The sequence below is a fragment of the Candidatus Parvarchaeota archaeon genome (assembly GCA_016866895.1).
Lineage (GTDB): Archaea > Micrarchaeota > Micrarchaeia > Anstonellales > VGKX01 > VGKX01.
In genome coordinates this window covers 1-12,678 of record VGKX01000017.1, presented here as the reverse complement: position 1 = coordinate 12,678, position 12,678 = coordinate 1, and the positions used below count along the sequence as shown (strand labels likewise).

At 48.3% G+C, this 12,678-nt stretch carries 10 protein-coding genes and 1 tRNA gene; 3 read left to right on the top strand and 8 right to left on the bottom strand.

All coding sequences use genetic code 11. The features are described from left to right. The 4 genes from FJZ26_01395 to FJZ26_01380 form a co-directional block, all read right to left on the bottom strand. Positions 1-436 (bottom strand): hypothetical protein (locus tag FJZ26_01395; GenBank protein MBM3229060.1); only part of this gene is annotated, 436 nt, incomplete at its 3' end. Positions 437-887: 451 nt separating this feature from the next. Continuing rightward, on the bottom strand, positions 888-1,154 hold the full coding sequence (locus FJZ26_01390) for a TRAM domain-containing protein (GenBank protein MBM3229059.1): 267 nt from the start codon (positions 1,152-1,154) through the stop codon (positions 888-890). Positions 1,155-1,438: 284 nt separating this feature from the next. Continuing rightward, positions 1,439-1,816: a hypothetical protein gene (locus FJZ26_01385; protein MBM3229058.1), complete on the bottom strand. Its 378-nt coding sequence runs from the start codon at positions 1,814-1,816 to the stop codon at positions 1,439-1,441. A 182-nt stretch (positions 1,817-1,998) separates the two neighbouring features. Next, positions 1,999-2,883, bottom strand: coding sequence for a hypothetical protein (locus FJZ26_01380; protein MBM3229057.1), 885 nt, complete (start codon positions 2,881-2,883; stop codon positions 1,999-2,001). Between the two features lie 799 nt (positions 2,884-3,682). Between FJZ26_01380 and FJZ26_01375 the strand changes: the two genes are divergently transcribed. The 3 genes from FJZ26_01375 to FJZ26_01365 all read left to right on the top strand — a co-directional run bounded on the left by FJZ26_01375 (position 3,683) and on the right by FJZ26_01365 (position 5,187). After that, positions 3,683-4,009, top strand: a complete 327-nt coding sequence (locus FJZ26_01375) for a hypothetical protein (protein ID MBM3229056.1) — start codon at positions 3,683-3,685, stop codon at positions 4,007-4,009. 50 nt (positions 4,010-4,059) lie between these two features. After that, positions 4,060-4,147: transfer RNA gene (locus FJZ26_01370), tRNA-Ser, on the top strand. Positions 4,148-4,626: 479 nt separating this feature from the next. Beyond that, positions 4,627-5,187, top strand: a complete 561-nt coding sequence (locus tag FJZ26_01365; protein MBM3229055.1) for a GNAT family N-acetyltransferase — start codon at positions 4,627-4,629, stop codon at positions 5,185-5,187. 84 nt (positions 5,188-5,271) lie between these two features. Here the strand turns inward: FJZ26_01365 and FJZ26_01360 are convergent, their stop codons facing one another. The 4 genes from FJZ26_01360 to FJZ26_01345 form a co-directional block, all read right to left on the bottom strand. After that, positions 5,272-6,378 (bottom strand): tyrosine--tRNA ligase, encoded by a 1,107-nt coding sequence (locus tag FJZ26_01360; protein MBM3229054.1) that lies wholly within the window; start codon positions 6,376-6,378, stop codon positions 5,272-5,274. A gap of 103 nt (positions 6,379-6,481) precedes the next feature. Next, the gene (locus tag FJZ26_01355) at positions 6,482-6,967 is read right to left on the bottom strand and encodes a hypothetical protein (GenBank protein ID MBM3229053.1); all 486 of its coding nucleotides are present in this window, start codon (positions 6,965-6,967) and stop codon (positions 6,482-6,484) included. Between the two features lie 50 nt (positions 6,968-7,017). After that, positions 7,018-9,174, bottom strand: coding sequence for a hypothetical protein (locus FJZ26_01350; protein MBM3229052.1), 2,157 nt, complete (start codon positions 9,172-9,174; stop codon positions 7,018-7,020). Positions 9,175-9,667: 493 nt separating this feature from the next. Beyond that, positions 9,668-12,280, bottom strand: coding sequence for an S-layer protein (locus FJZ26_01345; protein ID MBM3229051.1), 2,613 nt, complete (start codon positions 12,278-12,280; stop codon positions 9,668-9,670). Between the last annotated feature and the right edge of the window lie 398 nt (positions 12,281-12,678).

The following is a 12,678-nucleotide window of genomic DNA, read 5'->3' as shown; positions in this document are numbered from 1 at the left end:
TGGAGGATATTGCAAGCGAATCTGGCGAGACCCAGACAAGAGTGCCGGATTTTGCAGCCCCGCCAACGGTTATTGAAACCTGCTTTCCCACACTTGAATTCAGAAGCTCAAATGTCGTCAGGGGCACTTTTGAGCTTGTCGTGATGTTTTTTTGCCTTGAGACCAGTTTCTGGTATGTGATTTTCCCTGCATTATCTGAAACCCAAATGGTGTCAAACAGCGCCCGCCTGCTGAAGTTCTGTACTATCACTGTTGCCTTGCCTGGCTGGACTGAAGCCTGAGTGGCAGCGTTAAAAAAACCGTAGCCGTTTGAGTAAAGAGCAACCGAAGCGACAGGCGCAGTGAGCTGGTATTGGACTTGCTCCTGAGGCGGCATTATTAAGGCGCCAGATTGGCCGGCAAATGCCAGGCCTGCCATTAGCAAGGGTAGGAACAACAATAATGCGAATTTGCAGCTGAGTAGATTGTTGCCCATGAAAACAGATTGCATTGCTTGCCCTTTATTTTGGCATTTCCAGAGGCTTTGCGCACTTGCTCCTGGGTTTGTATTCAAAAATAATCTGCTCATTTTACCACCCCAAATAGGTCTTAGGCCGACCTCTAAACAGAACAAGAAAGGATAGAAGGCCGGGTTTTAATAAAACCCTTGGTTTTGATTCGGCACTAAACGCACGCGGTTTTTAGCTTGGAGTTTTAGCGCCATATTCTGGAGTGGGTTGCCTGAGTGGTTTTCTAGCAGGATTTCTAGCAGGGTTTCCGGAACTATTCGCAAATTAAGCGAGAAAACATCATACAAGTAAAAAAATAGATAGAGTATGAAAATAATTATTGAAAAAAACTTATTGAAAAAAGAAAGATTTGGGCTTGCGCCCAAAAAAAGCGGTTTCTCAGGCCTGCACGTCTTCCTGCCCTGGTGCCTCTTCTTGCGCAGGTGCCTGGCTTTCAGGCGCTGGCGCAGATGCCTCACCGGCTTTTTGCGCGATTGCAAACCTGCGCCTGACATCTGTCACCTTGACCTTGCAAGTCTCGCCCATGGCAGCGCCTGGGACAAAAATGACAAATCCGTCCTTTTTGGCAATTCCGTCGCCCTTGGCGGCAACTGCCTCGATAGTAACGTCAATCTCATCTCCGACCTTGACTGGTTTTGGGCCCATGTCTGCGCCTCCAAACCCTCCGCCAAAGCGTCCTCTTCCGCGTCTTTCGTATCCACCGTCTCCGTCCATGCTTTTCAACTCCGTTCTTTGCTTTTGCAAATTTTTTCTTTTTGCCGCACCTGCCTTAAGCAAGGACGCAGTTTATGCGGCCGCATAATGCAAGGTTGCTGCAAGCCCCAAGGCGAACCTTCTTTCAAATTCCTTCAAAAGTAGGCCGTAAAAAGCCCAGGAAGCGGGCAATATATGGCTTTTGCTGCTTAAAAAACTATCTTCCAGCAATAGCGCTATTTTAGCGCGGCTTTTGCTGCCTCCAAGTCGCCAGGCTTTATTGCAACCTCGACAACCCCCTTGTGCTTTGAGAGCAGATATACGCACTCTATGTCCACGCCGTTTCTTGCAATGCGCCTTGTCAGCTTTGCAAGCTCCCCGGGGTTGTCGTTAAGCTTGACTACCAGAAGCTCCCCTGCCTTGACTGTGAATTTTCCCTTCTCAAGCTCCCTTTTGGCAGTTGCAATGTCGCTAGTCACAAGGCGTATGACGCCGCCATCCTCATTCCCTTGCGCGCATATTGACTCGATGTTAACGCCGCAGCCGCCAAGTATCTGGCAAACGCTGGCAAGAACGCCGACCTTGTTTTCGGTTATGATGGTAAGCTCCTGCATCGTATACCCACCTCCAAAAATTATTGCCTTTCCACGCTAATAAATCTTTGTCACGGACAGATGACGAAAGGGGAAAAAAGAAAAAATAAAAGAGGGGAGGGATTGGAGGCCCTTTTCCCGCCCTCTTTTTTGGCGCTTTTTCAGCAATGCCCAAATGCCAACGCGGCTGCACGCGGCTTTGCTCAGACTGAGGAGAAGGCCCCTGAAACCTCCCGCTCAATCTGCCTGCACCGCTCTATTGCCGCCTTGAGGACTTCCCCCATGCCCCATGCAAGCTCGATTTTGTCTGCAAGCAGGTTTGCAGCCTCAGTGCCTCCGCCTTTTGACGCCACCCTTTTCCCATAGTCCGCAAATTCTTCGCCGCTTATTCCAAGGGAATTGAGGGTGGAAAGCGACTTTTTGAGCACAAGACCCCGAGAAAGGCCTTTGGAAAAGCCCTCCTGCTCAAAGACAGACTGGCAGGAGGAGAAAACAGCGTGGGCCAGGATGCCAGGCAGGCAGCTTGCACCCGTCCAGGCTGCAAACTGGCGCTCCCCAATCTGCTCAAACTCGCCAAGGCAGCCAAAAAAGCAGCGCAGAGTTTCCATGTCTTTTTCAGTGACCTTGCCAGAGGCTGCAAAACCGGTGAAGGATTTGCCTTCCCGCGCGTTTATGTCAGGCATGCACCTCACAACCTTTGCTCCAGTTAGCCTGCTTTCAAGGTATGCAACCGACACGCCGTTCATCACAGAAATGACAAGCTTTCCGCTGCATGCGCCGCCCAGGCTTGAGAAAAGCCCTTCAAGTGCCTCCCGGTTGGGCTTTATTGCAAGCACCACAATGTCAGCGCCTGCAGCCTCCAGTGCCCCATATGCGCTGCCTGCCACCCTGATGCCCGTGCCTGAAAGCTGCAAGGCTTTTGAGGCATTGTCCCCGCATGCAACAATCCGGCTTGCATCAATTTTCTTGCTTTGATGCAGGCCAAGGGCAAGTGAGTTTCCCATGTTGCCTGCGCCAATTATTGCAATGCGCTTTTCCGCCAGCGCATTTGCGCTGGATTGCCCTTCACTTGCATTTTCAGTTTCCATATGGCACCTTCCGTTTTTTCCAAGAAGCTTCCCGAAAAATATGCTAGCCTTGTAGGCAGCATGGAAGAAAACCCCTTTCCTTCACCTCAATCACTTTCATTGATTTCATGTATTGCACCTCGTTTTTTATTGTTTTTATTTTTTTTTGTTTTTTTATTTTGTATTTTTTGTTTTCCCTGAAATCTGTTTTGCGCCTGGAAGCCAGGCAAGGTAAAACCTAAACAGAAAACATGATTTATTTTATTAAATGCCAGAATGGCAAGTTGTCAAAATAGTGGGCAGGCTACTGCCCTGGCTTTTCCAAAACAGGTGCTAAAACTAGGTTCTGGCGCAGGCTAGCTTGAGTGCCAAGTGCGGCTTCAAGTGTTGCAAGCAGCAATGTCAGAAAATCCTTTTTTGCCTGTGCCATAATTAGATTTTAGGCAAGGGAGTATATAAAACTGTCTGAAATTCCAAGGGTATTTGCAAACCTTTATAACCTAAGTTTCCGCAATATTTGCTGGCAGGGTAGGTCGGGGGACCAGGGGCCCCTTGTTGCTGCAAATCCCCTTATGGCAGGACCGATTTACGTCCCAAGGCGTCCTAACAAGTGCAGTGCCAGTCCATTGCATGCACGCGTCGAAGCTGCTGCCTTGGGGGACGCAAACCTTTGTGCCAACCTGGTCAGGCCGGAAGGAGCAGCCATAAGCGCAAGATTTCGTGCTCCCAAGATACACAGTGGAGCTTGCAGGCAGCGGGCTGCCTGTGCAAGTTTTGGCAACACGGGGAAACCCTGCCACTAAACAAGAGATTGAGAAGGATGGTCGAAAAAATAGATAGTACCCAACTCAAAGACCCCTCAATAGCACTATTGCTTGGCTTAGTTCCTGCTTTCTTCATGTTCGCCGGTCTAGGGCATTTTTACATAGGCAATATACGTAAAGGATTGATACTTTTGCTTGTTGGTTGGGCTTTAGGTTTTGTAAACGTAATTGGTATCTTCTTAGTTGTTACCTTGTGTGTAACCGTCCCTTTGACTTTAGTGTTTATTGGATACAACGCGTATGACGCTTATGAGCAAGCTAGGATGAACAACGAACTTTTAAGGGCGGGAAAACGACCACCTTGGAAAAAAATAGATTATTGAAAATGGCCAAAGCAATCAAGTAATAAATCTAATTTTCATAATATTTCCAAGCTGGGGTCGCATAGCCCGGTCCAGTGCGGCAGGTTGCTAACCTGTTGAGGGGAAACCCTCTCGGGAGTTCAAATCTCCCCCCCGGCGATGGCGTCTTGGGGGAAACCAAGGTTTCCCCCCCACCAAACCCCTGGATTCACCCCCCTTCCTAAATAGAAACCCCAAGGCAAGCCCCACTGAAACCCAACTGGTTCATACCACCTGCTTTTGCAAAAAAGTTCAACTACTAGCCGCATCAATTTTGGCTTTTGCTATGTCGGATAAATCGACAGCTGCTTTTAAGGATAAAGACTGCAAGGGTGTTGAGATAAGAACGGGTAGATTGGCAAAAAGTAGCTAAAAACGCAACAAAAACATTAAATATCATGAAAGCCAAGATAAATACAAATTAAGACACTAAGAGACAGGAAAAATGGCACGTTATATCAAATCTATAATAGAGTTGACACAATCGCAGACAAACGAGTTTTTGGCTAATTTAAGGACTAACAAAAACGAGAAAAACAGGCAAAAGACAATAAAAAAGGCACTAAAAACAAAGTTCAACGTTTTCTAGAGGCGTTTTTGTGCCAAAAGAGAGGGTAGAGCCCGGTTCAGTTTTGATAGAGACGATTAGGCCAGAGCATGCCTCGCTTGTGGAAAGTTTTTGTTGCGGCAGGGAAGATGAAGACAGTTTTTTGAAAAAGGATGCCCTGAAGAACAAGAATGCTGGATTAAGCGACACTTTCCTTCTTTTGAAGAAAGACAAAACCAAGATTATTAGCTATTTAACACTTGTCATAGGTTCATTCAAGCTTTCAGAAAGCTCAACCATAAAAGGCATAAAAATAAGGGATAAGGATTTCCATATTTACACTGATAAAATACCGTGCCTGCTAATAGGCAAGCTGGCAACTGACAAAGAAGAAACTGGTAGAGGCGGGGCGAGTTATTTGATTTCGTTTGCGATTGAAAAGGCAGTCCAAATAAACAAGACTTTATCGCTACCCTACCTGGCCCTGCACACATATCCAGAGAACGTTGAATTTTATGCAAAGTTCGGTTTTAGTGTGGCCTTTACCCCAGAAAGAAAGGATGCAGAAACAATAACATTGTTTATGACATTAACGGACTTCTTGGAAAAATAGTTTACTTCAGCAAGTCTTTTGCTCTTCCGCCACCAAGTTTCTTTTTTCGTCTTCTGCGTTTTACCTGCTCACTTTTGCTTCCGATTATCTGCTCACTTTAGCTTGTTGCACCTGCTCGATTAGCTCCGGCCTTTTTGCAAAGTAGTCGCGGCTTGGCTTGAGAAGTTTGGCAAGGGCATCGCCAACACCTGCCTTTAGGTCCATTGGGTGCAGCTTGCCCTGGGAATATGCGCCCTTCAACTCTTCAACTGTTGCAAAGATTATGTCGCCGCCGAATTTTGCCGGCCTGGAGATTTCAAGTGCGCTTTTGCCATCGCGCATTACTGCATACTCGGCAAGCTCTATTATTGGATTGTTCTCAACCTGTTTTTCAGGGCAGTAGGCCTTGGAAATCTTCTTTTTTATTTCATCTTCGGAATCATGGATGTAGATGCATGTTTCTGGCTTGGACTTGCTCATTTTGGAGGAAATTTCAATGTCCTCCTTTTCGTTTTGCTCAAAGCCCATCTTGGTTGGCCCCTGCAGGCCCATAAGCAAGTGACCGTGTATTGCAACAGGCTTTTGCACACTGCCGGATTTTCCGGATTTTGCCCCAAGCTTATCAGCGCACTCGCGCGCAAGCATGTGGACTTTGCGCTGGTCAGTGCCAGAGTGAGCAATCTGCACGCCAAGGGCAAAAATGTCTGCCGCCTGCATGGCAGGGTAAAGCGTTGACGAGCAGTAGGTTGCCTCAGCAGCAGTCCTGCCCATTATGGTTGTGCAGCGAAGCATGCGGGCAATTGTAGTTGATTTTGAAATCGCAAGCACATCTGCCCAGTAATCATTGTCGTAAAGCTGCGAGGCAAGAACGTAATTGACCTTGCCTTCCTCAAGGCCAAGGGAGACAAAGGCAGACTTGAAATAACCCTGCGCCACCGCCCTTATTTGCTCCAAGTCGCCGCCAAGCTTTCCGTTAATCCAGGAGTGGTAGTCTGCAAGGAAAATTGTTGGCTTGACACCTGCCTCAAGCAAATCCCTTATTTTCAGGGCAGTCATAAGGCCGCTTCCAAGGTGCACACTGCCTGAAATCTCAAAGCCGATGTAGTGCTTTGGGTGGGCATGTGCCTCAAAAACCTGGCGCAGCTCATCGCGGGTTATGACTTCTGAAACCGGCTTTCTTGCGGCAAGCTCAATCTTTCTTTCTATGTCCATGGGTTTGATTTTGCACGGCTAGGATTTAAAGCCTAAGCTTAATGCTTGATTGAAAAGGCTGACTAGCGAAGAAATAGTTTGCCGGCCTGCGTGCAATAAACTATCAAGCTACCTTGAGGTTCAGGCTGCACGAGCCATTGTAAGAGGAAGAAATCGAGATAATCATTGCGTTTTGGTAAAACTCGGTTGCGTCAATCAAGCCGCCTTGGAGCCTGATTAGCGGCATGTTTCTGATTGAATAATAGCACTCCTGGCTGCTTTTCACGCCAGAGTCGGTTGTGCACTTGTCGCCTTCAATTGCATAGATTGTCTTGTTGAATGTATTTAGGCCACTTGAGCCTGCCAGGCCCACACCGCACTGCAAAAGCCTGTCCTGGTAGGATGACTGTGCCTGGACTGAGGAAAGGTCAAAAACAAGTGCAAGCTGGCTTTTGTTTGAAATTGACTCAAAAAAGGCCTTGCCCGTAGTCCTGGCTCCAAAATCCGACGTGTAAAACAGGTGCGGCAGAAAAACATATATGGAGAGGGCAAGCACAAGTGCGGCAAGAATGAGCACTGCGGAATTTTTTTGCCTGTCAGAAAGCTTCATACGAAAAACCCCGGTTGGAGGTGTGGGGGGAGTTTTGAGCCATGGGCGGCTTATTTCACCAGCACCTGCGCCACCTGGCAGTCCTCAAGATACCGCACATCCCCTGATATCAGGGCCTCTTTCTTGTAGACAACAGAAAATATGGGTGTTTGGTTCTTTGCGCTTTGCTTGAGGTGGAAAACTGGCAGGTCAATGAACTGCTCAAAGCAGGCATCAGAAGAGATGGGCGTTGTTGAGCCGGGCCTGATGCATTGATTTCCGTTGAGGGAGTATGAGGTGGTGTTTTTCCTAAGCTCAGAGTACAGCTGCTTTGAAATCTTGGATGCGCAAGAGTCAATAGCGCCCTGGCCTGCCTGCGTCGAATTGGCATAGTCGCGAAGGATGATTGCCCTGTTGCTTGAGGTCACCTCGTAGAAAAAGTCGTCAAACGAAGTCGAGGTGGCGGCCTGGTTCATTATCAGAAACATGCCGACAGTTGCCGCAAGCAGGATGCCTATTAGGATAAGCAGCACCGCGCTCCAGCCAAGAAATACGGTCCGCTGCGAAAACACGTGCTTGTATTTCACAATAACTGCCACAAACACAAGTATTGCAAGGGAAATGAAGGAAAAATCTGCGACAAGAAGGACTATCGGGGGAATGTATGCCGCGTAAATTTGCCTTGTCTTGTAGTTTACAGGCCAGATTCCACTTGTAAGCCCAAGAACTCCGTTGACGGTTACCCTGACAATGTTGCCGACAAAGACGTATATCGTGTTGCCGGAAAAGGAGAATGAGTCTATAAGCTTTTGCGCCTTTGATTCCAGCTGCTCATAGTTTCCCGTTATGGTCGCATATTCTGCCTTTGTGTATGGCGGGTTGAAGTTTGAGTCATACTTTGTCTGCGTTGCCTTGAGTGCTTTGAATGTGTCCACAGCGGCCTTGTTTGAGCGGTCAAGCCTCCACTCGGCCCTGATGAGAAGCGCATTTGTCGAGTGTTGCGCATCAGTGGCCTGCATATAGGGCCGCTTGGTTGAGTTAAGAAGAGCCGCGACTTTTTGCGCGTCCGATTCGTAGCCTTTTATAAGGAGGTCAAGGCCGCCAAATTCAAAATCCTTGATTTTTTTCTCTATTGCCTGGGTTTTTGCCTCCCAGGATGAGAGGGCTGCGGAAAAGTTTGAGTTTTTTACTACAGAGCGCACCTCGCTTGCCTCCTGCGAAACGTTCCTGTAGCGCTTTTTGATTGCCTCGAACCTGATTGAGTAGTCGCCCGAGGTTGCCGTGTCTGCCTTGTACTTGATGCGCTCCTCGGTTTTTGTGATTATCTGGTCTGATATTGTCGGCAGCTTTGCAAGCGGGACTGCCCTTGCCTTGTAGCCGTTGATTTTCTGCAGCGCAGTGCCAAGGGACGCAAAATCATAAGGCACGTAGGGGCAGATGCTAATGCAAGTCTCGCACACGTCGCAATGCTTGCCTGCAATGCACTGGGATTGGCGGGCAACAACCTGGTAGTCGCCCCACCCTGCCCGAAGCAGGGTTGTCTTCATCTTTTTTGCAGTCGCATCCATTGCCGAGATTGCAGAGGCCATCGAATCAAGCTTGGTGATTATGTTTGACTCATTTAGCGAGTTTACTTCCCTAAAGTAAATGCTTGCCTGCTTGTCAAGCGCCACCCTGCCTAGCGCAAAGTCGGTAAGGATGTTTGCAAATACATTGCCCAGAAATTCTGTTTTGCCGTTGTAGTTGACCTGTGTGCTGTCGCCAAAGCCCCTGCCGCATAAGTCTGGCAGGGCAGAGCAGGAAACCTGGCAGGAAACCGGGTCATTGCACTCCCTGTTTAGCTGCCCTGTGAACTGGGCACAAAGGCCTTCAGCCCCCCGCTCGCCGTAGGGGGTCTTGGCGTTCCTGCTTTCGTTGAATTTTTTGCCAAGCACCCTCAGCTCGTCAATTTCAGCAGGCGAAGGAAAGTAGCTTTTTATGAAATTTGCCCGTATTGCGCTTTCGACTTCAGCCCTGTTTTTCACAAATTCCCCGTTTTTTAGGAGGAAAGTCTCGCTGCCCCCATAGGAAACAAGGGAATACGAATCAGCGCCTACCGAGAAAGATGAAGTTGAAATTGAGGATTCGTCCTCGCCATTGTAAAGGTAGTCCTTTGCATCAAACGCAAAAAGCCCGGAGCTTGTGGCAAGCACAATAAGGGCAAAAAGCAGGAATGGCCTTGGTCGCATAATCTCCTTTTGGATGGATTGTTTTAAATATATTGCTAAATAAGGCGGAAAAATTTGGTGCAGAAGAAGAATGGAGCCTGCGCGAATTAACTGGCCTTTTTGCTTGCATTTTTTCGTTTTAACTGCAAACCCACGGCCCACGTGCACAGCCTCCCTGTGAAGCCAAAAGCACGGATTTGTTTTTTATTTGCCTTTTTTGGCTTTCTTATCGTTGCGTGCAACTACAAGGCACAAGCCATAAGGCAGAGGTGAATGGGCCTGGATTTTTGAATCTGGCTTTTTCTTTACTGTGTAGAGCCTGAAGGTCTTGGGTTTCCTGGCATTTTCCAAATGATTTTGGGTTGTTTGGATATGAAGGAGGTTAGGCATCAAAAAAGCATCAAGATAAATTGGAAAAAAGAGAAAAGAAAAAGAAAAAAAGGGGCGTAAATCCTTTGGAAAAATCCCTTTGGCCCGGCGAAAAAATCCGGGCCGTTGGGTTTTACCTAAAGATTTACTGGGAGCTGCTCAGTGCTGCAACGAATTCATTTGCCGCTTCAATGGTGTCGTCTGCAGACCAACCAGCCACAACAATCTTGTTGCTGCCGATTTCCTTCACAACGACATTTGTTGCCTGGAAGTCAACATCGCTGCCCTCAAGCAAGTCCCTTGTCACAGAGTTGACCAATGGGCCGCCTACTGTGATGTAGCTGCCTGATGAGCCCGCATCAGAGTCAAGCACCACAAGGTTTGATGTGAGCTTGTATGGCTCTGTTACTTCCACTGAGGCTGCGTTGTTTGGCAGGATTACAGCGCTTACGCCGGTTGAGTCAACAGTGCAGGTTGGTGCACCAGAGCCAGTGGCTGTGCATGAGCCGACTGTCTGGGTGATTTCCTTCACCTTGATTTTCACTCCGCCGGTCAGTTCCTTGGACTCGCCTTCTGCAAGGGTTGTCAAGGACGCGTCTGCAACTGCTTCACCTGCTGCCGACAAGGTCCATTTTAGGTTGCCGTACTTCTTTGCTGTTGCAAACTGGACAGTGTCTGTTGACATTGACTGGAACAGAGTGCCCCTGTCAGTCATGTATGGCGCTTCCTCGTTTGTGGCAGCGTCTGCAGACCAGGTTGAGCTGCTGTCAAATGTCACAAGCCCTGTTGAACTTGATGAGGGCTTGAATGTCCAGCTTCCAGAGCTGTTTGCCGCAGTGAAGTTCATTGTCGCAACCGCGTTTGCAGTGTTGTTGTATCTGCCTGCGTCTTCGTAGATTCTAATCTCAACATTACCTGTTCCGGTCCTGTTAAGACTGAATGAACCACCAGAGGTTCTGTCGCCAATTGTGCCGACGGTCTTGTATTGAACGAAAGTTTCGTCTTTTTCACCTGTCCATGCAAGTGTAGCGTTCACACCACCATAAGCAAAGTAGTAACAGTCAACAGATGACGAAGACTTGAAGAACATCCTCGAGTTGACAGGGTCGTAGTACATTGTGTCTGTAGAGTACGAACCGCCTGTTGCCGTCTGGTTTCCTCCCTCAATAGTAAATGCATTTGCAACACCAGAGTTTATTCTGATGAGCTTTGTGCCTGAGGTAGAAGTTGTCGCACAGGTTTCACCGCCAGCCATTGTGTTGGACAGGTTTGAGACCGTCAACGGGTTTGCATTGTTGTCAATGGTGAATGTCAGCGTGTCATAGTCAGAGTCACCAAGGTCAATGCCGTCAAATGACAGGCTGAACACTGATGGGCTCTTGATTATGGACACTGCATCGCCTTTGGCAAAGTCCTTGTTTATTACGTTTGAGTGGTCTGTGTAAACAAGGATTTCCCTCAATGCTGAAATGCCGCCGTTGGTCGTGTCGCGGTTCTTCCACAGAAGCTCCGTCTTCCACTCCTTGTTGTCATCATTGATTTTCTGGCCGTCAGTCAGCGTAAGCTCGTCAGAGTACACTGCCATTTCAGCCCACTTTGCATTCAATGTGAAACCAGGTGATGTCTGGTAGACGTGAATCCTTGTGGATTTTCCGCTTGGTGTCGTGTAGGTGTATGTAGAGCCTGGCAATATCTGCTGCTGCGCGAGCACTGCACCGTTTGCGTCCAATATGTCAATAATGGCATAGTGGTCGTTTGCAGAGCCTGTGGCAACTGATATGTCCGACAGCTTGACTTTCACCTCGCCTGCGTCAAGCGACTCGCCGATGTTCACAATCTTGTAGGCAGACTCCTTTGCTAGTTTCATTGAGCCGCCACTGATTGGGTACTGGGCGTGTGTCGTTGTCGTAACCGCTGGCTGCAAGTCTGAAATCCTCCACTCGCTGCCCAGGAACTTGATTGGGACGCGGTGGTTCAGGGTCCTGTCCGAAGACTGGCAGGCTGAGTCGTTTGTGGTTGCAGATGCAGTGCAGTATGCAAGTCCGTAATCGTCATTTGTGAAGCGGACTTGGTACAAGATACCAGAGTACCTTGAAACTGGGCCTGCTGCAAGCCTCTTGTAAATGCCCTGCGCGCCAACGTACAATGTCTGCTGCTCTGTGTAGGACTTTGCTGCTTTGGGGTCCTGCACGGTTGCTGTTGCAAACGCATTGAAGCTGCTGCCAGTGATTTTGTACACTGCCTGCAGGCTTGACAAGGTTGTGAACCTGAATGGGACAATGTCGTCCTGCTGGTCGTTTGTTGTTGTCGTGCCAGTGTACGTGTCCTCGCTGTTCACCTTGACCCTGTTCCCAATTGTCCTGTCAACATAGTCGTTGACAAGCGTCGAGAACTGGTATGCGCCGCCAATCACACCCGGTATTGTGACTTCAAGAACTGCCTTCTTGTTTGTCACTGCGCAGGTGCCAGCACCAGAGCCTGTCCCGCCTGCAACAGCGCATGTTGATGCGCCTGTCACTGATGCGGTCAATGTCGAGCTCTTGTATGCCATGTTGGCAATTGCAGCTGCAATGTTTGCTGCTGCCACACCGTCTGATGCCGCTGCCTTTTCGCCGACTACGACTTTGACAACCGGTTGGCCTGTCTGGTCAACAAGCTGTACATTGCCGTAAACGACGTCAGCAACTGCAACAGATGCGCCAAGCATCAATGTGCCGGCCGCAAGTGCAGCAATTTTCTTGACGTTCACTCCTTTCATATCTTCACCTCAATTTTTTTGCTGTCCGCCACCCTATTTCCAGGGCACCTGTAAGATGACTATTGATGGCGGACTTTTTTCCTTGTGCCCCAAACTGTATCAAAGCCTTTTGGCATATTGCAGGTATAGCACCTTTTTTAGCCAAGACTTTACAGAGGAGTTAATTTCTTAGGCTATTTAAAGGTTTTGCTTATATAGAAACAAATATTTATAAATATTTGATTGAATTACGTTTTTTGCCTAACTTTGATACGCCAAATGCTCGATTTTGTGTTGTTTTTTGTGAGAAATACGACATTTGTCAAGTTTTTCAGCCAAAGGCCCTAAGCACCTCACGCGGGTTTGCCCTTGCCTTCTTGCATGTTGCAGCAAACCAGTCCCGTTCAGTTTCATACTCG